Annotated in this window: 12 protein-coding genes and 1 pseudogene; 8 read left to right on the top strand and 5 right to left on the bottom strand. The window is 67.1% G+C overall.

Going from position 1 to position 13,671, the window contains the following annotated elements; genetic code table 11:
• The first annotated feature begins 29 nt into the window (after positions 1-29).
• A complete protein-coding gene (locus tag QFZ36_RS14135; RefSeq protein WP_306637508.1) occupies positions 30-701 on the top strand; it encodes a GntR family transcriptional regulator in 672 nt (223 codons plus the stop codon).
• A 94-nt stretch (positions 702-795) separates the two neighbouring features.
• Positions 796-1,953, top strand: coding sequence for an MFS transporter (locus QFZ36_RS14140; RefSeq protein WP_306637509.1), 1,158 nt, complete (start codon positions 796-798; stop codon positions 1,951-1,953).
• A gap of 26 nt (positions 1,954-1,979) precedes the next feature.
• Here the strand turns inward: QFZ36_RS14140 and QFZ36_RS14145 are convergent, their stop codons facing one another.
• The 3 genes from QFZ36_RS14145 to hxlB all read right to left on the bottom strand — a co-directional run bounded on the left by QFZ36_RS14145 (position 1,980) and on the right by hxlB (position 3,614).
• Positions 1,980-2,114, bottom strand: coding sequence for a hypothetical protein (locus QFZ36_RS14145; protein WP_306637511.1), 135 nt, complete (start codon positions 2,112-2,114; stop codon positions 1,980-1,982).
• A 200-nt stretch (positions 2,115-2,314) separates the two neighbouring features.
• On the bottom strand, positions 2,315-2,938 hold the full coding sequence (gene hxlA / locus QFZ36_RS14150) for a 3-hexulose-6-phosphate synthase (RefSeq protein WP_306637513.1): 624 nt from the start codon (positions 2,936-2,938) through the stop codon (positions 2,315-2,317).
• 58 nt (positions 2,939-2,996) lie between these two features.
• Positions 2,997-3,614: a 6-phospho-3-hexuloisomerase gene (hxlB, locus tag QFZ36_RS14155; RefSeq protein ID WP_306637514.1), complete on the bottom strand. Its 618-nt coding sequence runs from the start codon at positions 3,612-3,614 to the stop codon at positions 2,997-2,999.
• Positions 3,615-3,802: 188 nt separating this feature from the next.
• Between hxlB and QFZ36_RS14160 the strand changes: the two genes are divergently transcribed.
• Both QFZ36_RS14160 and QFZ36_RS14165 read left to right on the top strand, forming a co-directional pair.
• The gene (locus tag QFZ36_RS14160; protein WP_306639218.1) at positions 3,803-5,029 is read left to right on the top strand and encodes a helix-turn-helix transcriptional regulator; all 1,227 of its coding nucleotides are present in this window, start codon (positions 3,803-3,805) and stop codon (positions 5,027-5,029) included.
• Positions 5,030-5,160: 131 nt separating this feature from the next.
• Positions 5,161-5,970, top strand: a complete 810-nt coding sequence (locus tag QFZ36_RS14165) for an IclR family transcriptional regulator (protein ID WP_306637516.1) — start codon at positions 5,161-5,163, stop codon at positions 5,968-5,970.
• On the opposite strand, the gene QFZ36_RS14170 is transcribed toward QFZ36_RS14165, so the two are convergent.
• Entirely contained in the window at positions 5,967-7,130 is a 1,164-nt protein-coding gene (locus QFZ36_RS14170) for an MFS transporter (RefSeq protein WP_306637518.1), read from the bottom strand. The genes QFZ36_RS14165 and QFZ36_RS14170 overlap by 4 nt on opposite strands.
• Before the next feature lie 36 nt (positions 7,131-7,166).
• Positions 7,167-7,856, bottom strand: a complete 690-nt coding sequence (locus tag QFZ36_RS14175) for a GntR family transcriptional regulator (protein WP_306637520.1) — start codon at positions 7,854-7,856, stop codon at positions 7,167-7,169.
• Between the two features lie 107 nt (positions 7,857-7,963).
• Here QFZ36_RS14175 and QFZ36_RS14180 point away from each other — a divergent pair.
• The 4 genes and pseudogenes from QFZ36_RS14180 (at position 7,964) to QFZ36_RS14195 (ending at position 13,670) form a co-directional block, all read left to right on the top strand.
• Positions 7,964-8,708: pseudogene (locus tag QFZ36_RS14180) on the top strand (LamB/YcsF family protein).
• Positions 8,709-8,799: 91 nt separating this feature from the next.
• Entirely contained in the window at positions 8,800-10,152 is a 1,353-nt protein-coding gene (locus QFZ36_RS14185) for an MFS transporter (RefSeq protein WP_306637522.1), read from the top strand.
• Positions 10,153-10,171: 19 nt separating this feature from the next.
• A complete protein-coding gene (locus tag QFZ36_RS14190; protein ID WP_306637524.1) occupies positions 10,172-11,899 on the top strand; it encodes a 5-oxoprolinase subunit B/C family protein in 1,728 nt (575 codons plus the stop codon).
• A gap of 7 nt (positions 11,900-11,906) precedes the next feature.
• A complete protein-coding gene (locus QFZ36_RS14195; RefSeq protein WP_306637526.1) occupies positions 11,907-13,670 on the top strand; it encodes an acetyl/propionyl/methylcrotonyl-CoA carboxylase subunit alpha in 1,764 nt (587 codons plus the stop codon).
• The last annotated feature ends 1 nt before the right edge of the window (position 13,671 follow it).

Genomic DNA, 13,671 nt, shown 5'->3' on the forward strand with positions numbered 1-13,671 from the left:
CAGCGGGTATCGAAGAACGGAGCGTTGCCTTGAATGCACTTCTTGCCCTGACCCCTGCGGAGGAGGAAGCGCCGTCGCAGGCAGAGGCCGCCTACCGGCAGTTGCGCGACAAGCTGATCATGCTGGAAATCCGTCCGGGTGAGCCCATTAACGACGGCCAGCTGGCGGCCGAGCTCGGATTTGGCCGCACTCCCGTACGTGAAGCGATCAAACGGCTTGAGGTGGACCACCTGGTGGTTTCGTATCCCCGCCGCGGGACTTTTGCCACGACGGTGGACTTTACGGAGCTGGCCGATGTTTCCGAGATCCGGGAGCTATTGGAGCCCCTCGCAGCACGGCGCGCCGCGGACCGGGCAAGCGAAAGCATGCGCCGGGAACTGCTGCAGGTGGCTGATGCCATCGCCGGGATTGATCCCGGGGCAGGGGATTCGCGGGACCTGATGCGCTATGACCTGATGGTGCACCGGCTCATTTACAAGGCGGCAGCCAATCCGCACCTGGAAGACACTCTGATCCGCTACGACAACCTTGCCACCCGGATCTGGTGCGTGGTGCTGGACAAGGTCCCCTCGGTGACAGGCCACATCACCGAGCATGTGGACCTGCTCAAAGCGGTGGCCGCCGGCGACGCGGACAAGGCAGGGGAACTGGCCTTGCACCACGTCACAAGCTTCGAGGACACCATCCGGAAGATTCTGTAGCTTCCCCGCGACGCTCTCGCACTCTCAAAGGATGGAATAACGCACGATGCCCGCTGCCACCCGGAGCTCACAAGACCGCACTGTCAGATTTGGCTTGGCCTTTATCGGCCTTCTGCTCATCGCGGTCAACCTTCGGGTGTCCTTTGTCAGCGTTGGACCGGTACTCACGAACATCAGCGCCGACCTTGGCCTGTCCAGTGCTGCGGCAGGATTCCTGACGGGCCTTCCACTCATTGCTTTCGCAGTATTCTCACCCCTGGCGCCCGGCTTCGCCTCCCGTCTGGGCCTCGACCGCGCGCTGTGGATGTCCCTGCTGATCCTGGCCTCGGGCATCGTGATCCGCTCCTTGCCTGCGCCCGGGCTCATCTGGGCGGGTACGGCCCTGATCGGCTTGGCTATCGCGTTCCTCAATGTCCTGGTCCCGTCCCTCGTCAAGAGGGACTTTCCGATGAGGGTCAGTCAGGTCACCGGAATCTACACCGCCACGCAGGCCGCTTTCGCCGCCATGGGGGCCGCCGTCGTCGTACCCGTCGCGCAAACATCGCCCGCCGGATGGCGGCTTGCGCTCGGTATCTGGGTGGGACTGGCCCTCATCGCCATGGCGGTGCTCCTGCCGTGGCTGCGCCGGCACGCCTCAGGTGCGGTGCACGCCGCCAAGCCGGAGGTCTCCTACCGGTCGCCTTGGGCTTCAGCCTTGGGCTGGCAGGTGACCATCTTCATGGGACTGCAGTCGATCGCCTTCTATGTCCTGATGGCCTGGCTGCCCACCATCGAACAAAGCCGGGGTGTCCCGGCCACCACTGCCGGCATCCATTTGTCCGTTTTCCTGCTCATCAGCGTCTTCGCCAGCCTTGCCGCGGGGGGAATCCTTCACAGGGGTTCGGACCAGCGGCTCGTGTCCTTCGCGAGCGGCGCCGTCATGGTGGTGACCTTTCTCGGGCTTGCACTTGCGCCGGACCTCATATTGGTGTGGGTCCTTCTTGGGGCAACCGGGTGCGGCGGCCTGATTGTGATCGCGCTGTCGCTGTTCAGCCTACGGACCGTGAACTACCCGCAAGCGGCGTCACTGTCCGGTATGGCGCAGTCAGTCGGCTACGGCCTGGCTGCTGTGGGACCGGTGGCGTTTGGTGGGCTTCGCGATCTAAGCGGAGGCTGGACAGTTCCGCTCCTGGCGACCGCGGGCGTCATGGCGGGTCTCGCCGTGACGGGCTTGCTGGCAGGGAGGGACCGGGTGATTGCTGATTCAGCCTGACATAGCGCCGTCCATCCCGCTGCGCTTCATTCCATCATGAGCACGCCAAAACGGTGGTGCAGAGGCAGCAATCCGGTCAGGCCCGCGCCTTCGTCCTGATCCGGACGGTGGAAGGCCACCCGCGTGGTCAGCCCGGTCTTGCTCAGCAGCAGTTCGCCCATAGCCCGACGGCGGTCCGGCAACTTTCTCAGGCATTACCATCCGTTCGTTCGAGTAGGGGCCAACACGCAAACGGCGGCCCCCACCGGAAGGTGGGGACCGTCGTCATGATGTCGACAGGCTTAGATTTCGACAGGCTCAATCACCGGAAGGGACAGGTTCAATCACCGGAAGGGACAGGCTCAAGCACCGGGCGGCTCCGCTAGATGATCGCGGCCTTCAGTTCCTTGGCAGCGACGGCGGGGTCGTCGGCGCTGTAGATGGAACCGCCGACGACGGCCACGTCAGCACCTGCCCGCTGCACGGCTTCGATGGTGGAAAGGTTCACGCCGCCGGCCACGGAGAACGGCACCCGGGCCTCTTCGCCGGCGGTCAGCAGCACGTTCAGGTTGTAGCCGGGCTTGGCCTGCTCGTCCAGGCCCGCGTGGAACTCGATGAACTTGGCCCCCAGCGCGCGGGCTTCCTTGGCGCGGGTCACCTTGTCCGCCACGCCAATCAGGTCCACCACGATGCCCTTGTTGTGGGCCTTGGCCGCCTTCACGGCCCCGGCAATGGTGGAGTCGTCGGCGCTGCCCAGGACGGAGACCAGGTCCGCGCCGGCGGCGAAGGCGATCTCGGCTTCCAGCTCACCGGCGTCCATGGTCTTCATGTCGGCAAACACGATCTTGTCCGGGTGGGCGGTTTTGACGGCCGTGACGGCGGACAGCCCGGCGTTCTTCACCAGGGGCGTGCCGAGTTCGATGATGTCCACATACTCGGCGACTTTGCCGGCCAGCTCAAGTGCAGCTTCGACGGTGAGGACATCCATGGCGACTTGCAGTTTCATGTTCTATCTCTTTCGGGTTGACGGGTTGTTGAGGAGGCTTGTTGGGGGAGGGGGAAACCTATTCGAGGTTCGCGTGGCGCTGCCAGAGGTCCTCGGCCGCGGCCGCGTCCTCGTCCCACAGGCTTTGGAATACGGCCTCGGTGGTGGCGAACAGCACCTGTTCGAAGAGGCTCCCCGAGTACTGCCGTGTCACCGCCGAACCGTGGTCCGTCTTCTGGGCAGCAGGGATCAGCACGACGGCGGCAGCCGCCTCCGCGAGCGGGGATCCTTTGGCGGTGGTGTAGGCGGCAACGCGGGCGCCTCGGGCGACGGCGGTTTCCGCCGCCTTGACCACGCCCGCCGTGGTGCCGGAGCCGGACGCTGCGAGCAGCAGGTCGCCGGCCCGGATGGCAGGTGATGTGGTCTCACCGACCACATGCACGGTCAGTCCAAGGTGCATCAGCCGCATCGCCGCCATCTTCAGGACCAGGCCGCTGCGACCGGCGCCGGTAACAAAGATCCTGTCGGCGAGCCTCAGCTCGGTCACCAGGGCAGCCACCTCTGCCGGGTCGACGCGCTGGAAGACCTCCCCGATTTCGTCCAGGACCAGGACCCGGTTGCGGTCGAAGGCCCGGGATGTGCCGGTCAACGGTGAACCGGTCAGGGCGGCCGGGTTTGTTGTTGCTATGGTGCTCATGCGTACCTCCTCGGACGTGCTGACCCTTCAATACTCGGCTGCCCATCCGGCGGGTCCAACGCTATGATCGGGCGGTCTTTGCTACCCAAAGGGGTAGGTGTTCTCTGCCGGGCCCCTACACTGGGCAGGTGGAACACACCAATACAGCCTTGCTTCACGCTGTCGCCGCCCTGGCCACTGCTCCCTTGATGGACATCGCCCACCGGCTGCGGGAGGCCATTAGTCCTTTCTGGGAGTCGAGTGCCCTGGTGATTTTCACCGAGGACTGCACCGGCCGCCCGCAGAAGAAGGCGGGTGCTGAGGCCATCATCAGCCGGGTGTCCATCGCGGAACTGGATGCCATCCGGGCCTCGCTTATCGCCGAGGGGGACGGCGGGACGTGGCGCGGCCAAACGGCGTTTGGAGGCGGCATGCGCCCCGTCCTCGCTGTGACTTCGGCCAGCAATGCGCTGCTGGTCCTCTCAGACCCGGCACCCGCTCCAGGCGCCGCCGCCGGCGCGGATGCCTCGGAAGATCCGCAGTGGCTCCTCCACTACCTCTGGACGCTGGCAGCCGAGCGGATCCGCGAAAAGGTGGCAGATGCTCCGCCGTCGTACCTCATCGAATCCCGCGCTGCCTCCGCCGAGCGCCTGCGCGTCACCGCCGAACTGGTGGACCAGCACTCCACCACCCTTGAAACCTTGCTTGCGGCGCTCAGGTCGCCGGCACTGGCCGATCCTGCCGCCCGCACAGCCGCGACCGACGTCGCTGCCAAAGCCCTGGTGGGCCTTCGAACCCTCAGCGACCGCACCACCGACCTCGTCGAGGAGCCTGTTGCCTCCGCCTTCCAGCGCCTCCGCGAGGACCTGCGCCCACTGATGAACTTCAGCGGGATTGATGTTCAGTTCATCGAGCCGCCGGTCAACGGCCGCGCGCTTCCCGGCGAGGTGGCGCACGCCGCAAGGGCCATCGTGCGCGGGCTGGTGCTGGCGATGGTGGACCAGCAGGGCGTCCGCCGGGTCCGGACGCAGTGGGATTGCGACGGCGTCAACCTCCTCATCAACGTGCGCGACGACGGGCCGGGTGAACTTTCCGCGCAGGCGCCGGCGGTGGAACGTCTCGTGCAGCGAGTCGAAGCCCTCAACGGAAGCATGGGTGTGGACGTGATGCCCGGCTGGGGTGCCGATGTCGCCGTCGTTATTCCGCTCGATCCCCCGGCCCGGCCGCTTGCCGGTGCGGCGGACTGGAACCTGGGGGAGCGGGAACTGGAAGTGTTGCAACTGCTGGCCGCGGGGCAACGGAACCGGGGCATCGCCGCGAAACTCCACATCAGCGAGAACACCGTGAAGTTCCACCTCCGCAACCTCTACCGGAAGATCGGCGCCTCCTCCCGCACGGAAGCCATGGCGCTGGCGCACAGCAACGGCCTGCGTTAGCGCGCTTAACGCGCAATGTCAGCTCGGTCACACTTCCCGGTCTAGGATCGACACTGTGGAAGTAACCGGGAGGGCGCTGTAGGCGCCCTCGTTGCGGGAGCGTGAGCCGCAACCTACTGAGAGTATGGATCATGGCTTCGAACACTGACCGCGAACCCGACGCAGACGCGGAGGCGGGCCAGCACGGCGGCGTGCAGTCCGTGGACCGGGCCCTTGCGGTCCTGGAGATCCTGGCGCGGGACGGTCACGCGGGTGTCAGTGATATCGCCGAGGAGATGGGCATCCACAAATCCACGGTCTCCCGGCTGCTCGGTTCATTGGTGGGCAGGGAGATGGTGCACCAGAACAGCGAGCGCGGAAAGTACCAGCTGGGCTTTGGCATCCTGCGGCTGGCCAGCTCCATCCCCGGCCGGCTCAGCCTGGTCCGGGAGGCCCGGCCCGTGCTCGAGACACTCGCGGAGGAATTCAAGGAAACGGTGAACCTTGCCGTCCTCCGCTCTAACTACGCCGTCAACGTGGACCAGGCGATGGGGCCCTCCACCCTGGCCACCTATGACTGGGTGGGCAATTTGACGCCACTGCACGCCACCTCAAGCGGGAAGGTCCTGCTTGCAGCGCTGTCCGTCGAGGAGCGTGAGCGCATCCTGAAGGAGACCGGCCTGCCGCCGCGGACTCCGCGGACCATCACTGACCGGAAGGAACTCGAAAACCAGTTGCTCGACGTCGCCCGCGACGGTTACGGCGTGGTGCGGGAGGAGTTCGAGATCGGGCTGACTGCCGCCGCTGTTCCGGTTTACAACCACCTGGGCGCAGTGATCGGGTCAATCAGTATTTCCGGCCCTGCCTTCCGCTTTGATCCTGAGACCGCGCCGGGACTCATCGAAGGCCTCAAGCAGGCGGGACTGCAGGTCAGCGCAAAGATGGGCTACAACCGGCGCTAGTTACCGGTTGAGGCTGACGATGCGCCGGCCGGATACCCGGCCATCAATGCGGCCGAAACCACCCAGATGACGCCTATCCCTGCCACGGCCAGGCCTCCGCCGAAGCCGGTTGCGGAGGCGGCGAGCCCTGCTCCGGCAGCGGACGCCGTTGCCCGGAATCCCGCACCCACCGTGAAGATCTGGGACCGGAGGTGCGGCGGGCTCAGGTGGCTGCGGAGGAAGAGCATGGCCGCAGACGTGGGGGCGGTGAACAACCCGGAGAGCCCGATGGCTGCCATTGTCCATGCTGTACCGAAATTGAACGCGGCGCCGATCGTCAGCAGCCCGGTGGCCAGGAATCCCAGCATCATGACCGCGTGCGGGCGGGCGCGGGTGGGCCGGATGGTCTCATACAGGGCGCCAATGAGGCTGCCGACGGCGAAGGCGGTCACCAGGAGTGCCCCTTCGCCGGGCGTCCCGATCCGTTCGATGGAGAGCGCGACGGCGGCGACCGCGAGCCCGCCCTGGCCGAGCTGGCTCAGGGTGGATGCTCCCGTCACCACGGCGAGGGGCCTGTGGCTGAGGATGCGGTGCAGGCCGGACTTGACGGTTTGCCAGACCGAGCCGCTGATCCGGCCGCGGGCTTTCAGGCCCGTGGCGGCCGCGCTGATAGCGCCGGCGAGCGCGGCGGCGGACAGCACCCACAGTGCGGCGCCGCCGGGCAGGAAGGTGGCCATGACAGCGACGAGCGCCGGCCCCGCAACGGCGGAGATGTTGTAGGAGAGTGCGTCGTACGCGAAGGCGCGCCGCTGGTCCGGGATCTCGTCCGCCACGAAGCTGGAGAGCCCGCCCATGTAAAAGGGCGAGAGTGCTCCGGCAACCGCCAGGAACGCAAAAACCAGGGGGAGCGGGACCTGGCCGAGGAAGGACGCCGTTGCGAGGGCGGCCGCGGTCAGGAAGCCCGCCACCGCCACGAGGACCCCGGGCCGGCGGGAGCGGTCCAGGGCCGCACCCACGATGGGCGCGGCAACAACGCTGGGTCCAAGTGAGACGGCCACCAGGGCACCGCCGATGCCGACGTCGTTCAGTTCCTGGACGGCGAGGATGGGGATGGCAACGGAAGAACCTGCCATTGCCAGCCGCGGCGGCACGGAAGCCGCAAGGTATCCAAGGACGCTCATCCCTCCATACCTTGCCGTTGATGAAAGGTCATGGGCTCACCCTGCATCGGCACCGTGCACATCACTGAGGTTGTCCTCCGAGCGGTCCAGATACGCCAGCAGCAGGGTGGCAGCCTGGTCCAGTTCCCCGGACTCCAGGGCCGCGCAGATCGCCTCGTTATCCGGCAGGTAGTGGCGGTAAAAATCCGCATCCATAGTCGCCTTATGAAAGAACAGGCGCATTTCCGCCAGCACCTGGCTCATGATGCTGTTCAGCCGCGTACTCCTGGCCATCGCGACGATGGCGCCGTGGAAATGTTGGTTTGCGGTGCCCAGTGCCTCGTCGTCACCGGCCGCAGCGGCGCGCTTGCCTTCCTCCACGGCTTCCCGGACCGCAGCTATGTCCCCGGTGCTCCCTCCGCCGCGGATAGCGCTGACCTCGATGGCGCGGCGGACCGTATAGACGTCGTGGATGTCCCCTGCGTCGAGGTTGGCCACAAAGACGCCGCGGTTGGGGAGGCGGACCACCAGCCGCTCGCTGGCAAGTTCGGCGAAGGCTTCACGGACGGTGTTGCGGGAAACCCCCAGGTCCTCAGCGATGGTGGACTCGGTAAGCCGTGTCCCCGGCAGCAGTGACCCCTCCGCGAGCTGCCGCCGCAATTCATCTGCCACCCGCTCGGCCACGGAAGGTACTGCCACCCGGAGGCGGCCTGGAGCGGGCCGGACAGCGGGGCTCGAAGAGGTCATACTTCAAAATTTACCTGATCGCCACATCGCTGAATCGAAGGATCGTTGAACAATTCCCACTTTTAGTGCAACCTAGTAGGAAGCCATCAATGAGACGGGAATCACAAATGACAACCATCGACCTCAACAGCGACGTGGGCGAATCCTTCGGGCGCTGGACCCTTGGCGATGACGAGGCGATGTTCGGTTCGGTTTCGAGCGCGAACGTGGCGTGTGGATTCCACGCCGGGGATCCCACCGTCATCCGCAGGACCTGCCGGAACGCGGCGGCCGCCGGCGTCGTCATCGGCGCCCATGTGGGCTACCGGGACCTGGCAGGTTTTGGCCGCCGCTTCCTGGATGTCAGCCCTTCGGAACTGGCCGACGACGTCGTCTACCAGATCGGTGCACTGCAGGCCCTCGCATCCGCGGAGGGAGCCCGGGTCCAGTACGTCAAGCCGCACGGGGGCCTCTACCCACACTGCCCAGGCGCAGGCCGTGGTCGACGCTGTGAAATCGGTTGATCCGGGGTTGCCCATCCTGGGCCTGCCCGGGTCCGAGGTCCTGCGGCTTACGGAGGAAGCGGGCCTGCGCGCGGTCAGCGAAGCTTTTGCGGACCGGGCGTACAACCCTGATGGAACACTCGTCTCCCGTTCACAGCCCACAGCGGTCCTTCACGACCCCGCCGAAGTGGCGGAACATGTATTAAGGATGGCCACGGAAGGCTCCGTTCGGGCCATTGACGGATCCATCCTGAAGATCCGCGCAGAAAGCATCTGCGTGCATGGTGACTCACCGGGGGCCGTAGCCATGGCCACCGCAGTGAAGTCCGCTTTCGAGGGCGCCGGTGTCAGCATCGGTTCGTTCCTCTGAACCCAGTCCCGGCCGCATCCAGGCCCCCGCACCACTCCCATCCCGGCCGCACGCAGGCCCCCCGCACCACCCCTCATCCCTCGGAGGAAACATGACCGGCACCAACAAGGCAGCCAGGACCACGGCAAGGAAGCCGCCGGCCGGCGCGCTGAAGGCCTACATCGCCAGCCTCACCGGCACATCGCTCGAATACTACGACTTCGCCATCTACTCCGTGGCCTCGGCGCTGGTGTTCCCCAAGATCTTCTTCCCCTCGAATGACGAATTCGTGGGGCTGCTGCTCTCCTTCTCCGCCTTCGCGGTGGGATACCTGGCCCGCCCCATCGGCGGTGTGGTCTTCGGCCGCCTCGGCGACAAAGTGGGCCGCAAGTACGTCCTCGTGTTCACCCTGGTGCTGATTGGACTCGCCACCGTCCTCATCGGTGCGCTGCCCGACTACTCGGTGATCGGCGTCGCGGCCCCGGTCATCCTGGTGCTGCTGCGCCTGGCCCAGGGCATCGGCGTCGGCGGCGAATGGGGCGGTGCGGTGCTGCTGTCCAGCGAATTCGGTGACCCCAACAAACGCGGCTTCTGGTCCTCCGCAGCCCAGATCGGCCCGCCGGCCGGCAACCTGATGGCCAACGGCGTCCTGGCCATCCTGGCCGCCTCACTCAGCTCCGAGGCGTTCCTTTCCTGGGGCTGGCGGGTGGCCTTCCTCGCCTCCGCCCTGCTGGTGGTCTTCGGCCTGATTATCCGCCTCAAGCTCGAGGAAACCCCGGTCTTCAAAGCCATCCAGGCCCACGGCGACCGTCCCAAGGCACCCATCAAGGAGGTCTTCACCACCGAGCCCAGGGCCCTGGTTTCCGCTGCCCTCTCCCGCCTCTGCCCCGACGTCCTGTACGCGCTGTTCACCGTGTTCGTCGCCGTCTATGCCACCAAGGAATTGGGAATGACCACGGGCAATGTGCTGGCGGCAATCCTGATCGGATCCGCCTTCCAGCTCTTCCTGATCCCGGCCGCCGGCGCCCTTACCGACCGCTTCAACCGCCGCTGGGTGTACGGCATTACTGCCGCCGCCACCGCCCTCTACATTCCGCTGTTCTTCCTGATGATCGCGGGCAAGTCCGTAGTGATGCTGACCGTCGGCGTGGTGATCGGACTGGCCCTGCACGCCTTTATGTACGGCCCGCAGGCAGCCTTCATCACCGAGCAGTTCCCGGCGCGGCTACGCTACGCCGGCAGTTCCCTGGCCTACACCCTTGCCGGGGTGGTGGGCGGCGCTGTGGCTCCGCTGATCTTCACTGCCCTCTACGGTGCGGCATCCGGCGGGTGGTACCTGATCGCCGGCTACATCGCGCTGACCGCTGTGGTGACCATTGTGGGCATGCGCCTGGGCCGCGACCCGCAGCCGGAAGAAGACGTCCGCCTGCTCCAGGACGGCAGCGCCCGGGAGAGCCACGCCTGAGCGGCGCGGCCAGATCCCCATGGAAACAGTCAGCAACCCCACAGCCGCCCGCGTGCTCGCCGTCCGCCCCGTAGGCACCATGGCGGTGCTCGCGGAACTCGCGGGGCTCCACGACGTGCTGGCCCTGCAGGCCCTCCTCCTGGAGCACCCGTTCCCCGGCCAGGTGGATGTCCTGGCAGCCGCGGAAACCGTGCTGGTCAAGGCTGATTCGCCCCAGTCCGCGCGGCGCATCGCAGCCCGGTTGCCTGAGCTGGACTTGGCCGTCCAGGCGCAGGCGGAAGGCAAACTGGTGCAGATCGATACGGTGTACGACGGCGAGGACCTCGCTGAAGTGGGCCGGCTGACGGGGCTGGGGGTTGAGGGTGTTGTGGCGGCCCATACGGGACAGGTCTGGACCGTAGCCTTCGGCGGCTTCGCGCCTGGATTTGGATACATGGTGGGGGAGAACGAGTCGTTGGAAGTCCCGCGCCGGAGTTCACCGCGGACTGCCGTCCCCGCAGGATCGGTGGCGCTTGCCGGCAACTACTCAGCCGTGTATCCGCGGCAGTCGCCGGGCGGCTGGCAGCTGATTGGCCGCACCGCCGCACGGATGTGGGACCTCGGGCGCGAACAGCCGGCCTTGGCAGCCCCGGGGGACAGGGTGCAGTTCCGGGCAGTGCGGGAGCTGGTGGAGGTTACGGACCCCGCTTCCCCGGCTGAAAGCGTTACAAATGCCGGCGTTCAGTCGGGCCTGCGGATACTGTCGCCCGGACTCCAGAGCCTGATCCAGGACCTGGGCCGTCACGGCCACGGCGGGCTGGGAGTGTCTGTGGCGGGGGCGCTGGACCGTTCCTCCCTGCGCCGCGCGAACCGGATTGTGGGCAACCAGCCATCGGCCGCCGTCGTGGAAACCGTGGCCGGCGGGCTGCGCGTGCAGGCGGTGGGGGACCAGGTGCTGACCGTGACAGGCGCCCCGGTGGCACTGACCATTGCTCCGCCGTCGGAGGTTCACGGCAGCGCCACTGCCCAGGACAACACTGCCGAGAGCAACACGGCCGAGGGCAAGACGGCCGGGGACAGCGGCGACTGGTCCTGGCAAGAGCGCCACGCGCCGATGGCCACGGCGTTTGCCCTGCTGGACGGCGAGGTCCTGACCCTCGGAGCGCCCGAACGGGGATTCCGCACCTACCTTGCCGTCCGCGGCGGAGTGGACACGGAACCGGTCCTGGGAAGCCGTTCCACCGACACCATGTCCGGAATCGGCCCCGCGCCCCTGGCGGCGGGCGGGTTCATCCGCGCAGGCAAAGCCACCTCCTCTAATGTGGTGGGCAACCCTGAGGTGCAGCCGGACTTTCCGGACACCGGAGTGACCGTCCTGGACATCGTGCCGGGACCGCGGGACGACTGGTTCGACGCTGCCGCGTTGGAATCGCTCTGCAGCCAGGACTGGACGGTGACTCCACGATCCAACCGGGTGGGGATGCGGCTTGACGGGAAGGCCCTGAAAAGGAGCCGGAACGGAGAGCTGGCCAGCGAGGGGACCGTGGCCGGAGCCCTTCAAATCCCGCCCGAGGGGCAGCCGGTCCTGTTCCTTGCGGACCACCCCATTACCGGCGGCTACCCTGTGGCGGCCGTGGTGGTTGACCACCAACTGGACCTCGCCGCCCAGGTCCCCATCGGCGGACGTATCAGGTTCCGCTGGGCTCCCGGTTACACACTGCCCGCCAATTCCTCCCAGACTTCCCCCGACGCTACCCAGACAAAGTGAGCAGCATATGCGCAAGGTCCTGATTGCCAACCGCGGAGAAATTGCCGTCCGCATCGCCCGTGCCTGCGAGGACGCGGGCCTGGAGTCCGTGGCGGTATACGCGGACGTGGACGCCGATGCCCTGCACGTCGGCGCGGCTTCCGAGGCCTACAGCCTGGATGGCAACGCCCCGTCAGAAACCTACCTGGACATCCCCAGGCTGCTGCGCGTCGCCGCGGAGTCCGGAGCGGACGCGGTGCACCCGGGATACGGGTTCCTGTCCGAGAACGCCGACTTTGCCCAGGCTGTCCTGGATGCCGGCCTGACGTGGATCGGGCCTTCACCCGAAGCCATCCGGCTGCTGGGCAACAAGATCACGGCGCGGGAGATAGCTGTCCGGGCGGGCGCCCCGCTGGTTGCGGGCAGCGACGGGCCGGTGGCCTCGGCCGCCGAAGCACGGCTCTTCGCCGAAGAGCACGGCCTGCCGGTTGCCATCAAAGCGGCCTTCGGCGGCGGCGGGCGCGGGCTGAAAGTGGTCCGTGAAATGGACCAGATTGAGGAAGCCTTCGACTCGGCGGTCCGGGAGGCTGTGGTGGCCTTCGGCCGCGGCGAATGCTTCGTGGAACGGTACCTGGACCGTCCCCGGCACGTGGAGGCGCAGGTCCTGGCGGACCTTCACGGCAACGTGGTGGTGGCGGGAACACGGGACTGCTCCCTGCAGCGCCGGCACCAGAAACTGGTGGAAGAGGCACCGGCACCTTTCCTGACCGACGAGCAGACGCGGCAAATCTACGATGCTGCCAAGGCCGTGTGCCGGGAAGCCGCATACTCCGGTGCCGGGACGGTGGAGTTCCTGGTGGCCGCGGACGGGACCGTGGCGTTCCTTGAGGTGAACACCCGCCTCCAGGTGGAGCACCCCATCACGGAGGAAACCACCGGCGTGGACCTGGTCCAGGAACAGCTGCGGATTGCGGCCGGCGAGCCCCTCCGCTTCGCTGCTGATCCCGAGCCGCGCGGACACTCCTTTGAGTTCCGGCTCAATGCCGAGGACGTGGGCCGGGGTTTCCTGCCCTCGCCCGGAACCATCGCCACCTTCAGCGGCCCCACCGGTCCGGGAGTGAGGCTGGATTCGGGGGTGCGCGCCGGTTCCATTGTGGCGCCGCAGTTCGATTCCCTGCTGGCCAAGCTGATCGTCACCGGCGCCGACCGGCAGCAGGCGCTGCGCCGGGCACGCCGGGCCCTGGCGGAAATGGAGATCACCGGCGTGGCCACTGTCCTGCCGTTCCACCGAGCCGTGGTCCAAGCCCCGGACTTCACGTCAGAGACAGCGCTCGCCATCCACACCCGGTGGATCGAGACCGACTTCGCCGATGCCATCGCGGCGGATCCCGGGTTTGCCACCTCCGTCCCGGACGGTGCGCGGCGCACTATCACCGTTGACGTTGATGGCCGGCGCCTCGCCGTCGGCCTTCCTGCCGCCCTGTTGGATGGCTGGGCACGCTCAGGCGGCGGCCCCCTTCAAGGCGCTTCCGTGGAGGAAGGGCCCGACGACGGCGCTGCCGCCCGCGCTGTTGACCCCGCCGAGCTGCGCGCCGACATGGCGGGGACCGTGGTGAAGTGGCTGGTGGAACCGGGCGCCAAAGTGGCGGCGGGGGACCCCGTCGTCGTCCTTGAAGCCATGAAGATGGAAAGCCAGGTAGCCGCCCATCGGGGCGGGACCGTCACGGATATCCGGGCGGAAGCCGGCGGCGTGGTGAATGCCGGCGCCGTACTGGCGACGATCGGGCCTTAGA

The sequence above is a fragment of the Pseudarthrobacter siccitolerans genome (genome assembly GCF_030823375.1).
GTDB classification, from domain to species: Bacteria; Actinomycetota; Actinomycetes; order Actinomycetales; family Micrococcaceae; genus Arthrobacter; species Arthrobacter siccitolerans_A.

Bases quoted from the DNA above. Each gene is read 5' to 3' on its own strand.
- QFZ36_RS14195 (WP_306637526.1), top strand. From the start codon at position 11,907: ATGCGCAAGGTCCTGATTGCCAACCGCGGAGAAATTGCCGTCCGCATC.
- QFZ36_RS14175 (WP_306637520.1), bottom strand. From the start codon at position 7,856: ATGACCTCTTCGAGCCCCGCTGTCCGGCCCGCTCCAGGCCGCCTCCGG.
- QFZ36_RS14185 (WP_306637522.1), top strand. From the start codon at position 8,800: ATGACCGGCACCAACAAGGCAGCCAGGACCACGGCAAGGAAGCCGCCG.
- QFZ36_RS14170 (WP_306637518.1), bottom strand. From the start codon at position 7,130: ATGAGCGTCCTTGGATACCTTGCGGCTTCCGTGCCGCCGCGGCTGGCA.
- hxlB (WP_306637514.1), bottom strand. From the start codon at position 3,614: ATGAGCACCATAGCAACAACAAACCCGGCCGCCCTGACCGGTTCACCG.
- QFZ36_RS14190 (WP_306637524.1), top strand. From the start codon at position 10,172: ATGGAAACAGTCAGCAACCCCACAGCCGCCCGCGTGCTCGCCGTCCGC.
- QFZ36_RS14165 (WP_306637516.1), top strand. From the start codon at position 5,161: ATGGCTTCGAACACTGACCGCGAACCCGACGCAGACGCGGAGGCGGGC.
- QFZ36_RS14160 (WP_306639218.1), top strand. From the start codon at position 3,803: ATGGACATCGCCCACCGGCTGCGGGAGGCCATTAGTCCTTTCTGGGAG.
- QFZ36_RS14145 (WP_306637511.1), bottom strand. From the start codon at position 2,114: ATGGGCGAACTGCTGCTGAGCAAGACCGGGCTGACCACGCGGGTGGCC.
- hxlA (WP_306637513.1), bottom strand. From the start codon at position 2,938: ATGAAACTGCAAGTCGCCATGGATGTCCTCACCGTCGAAGCTGCACTT.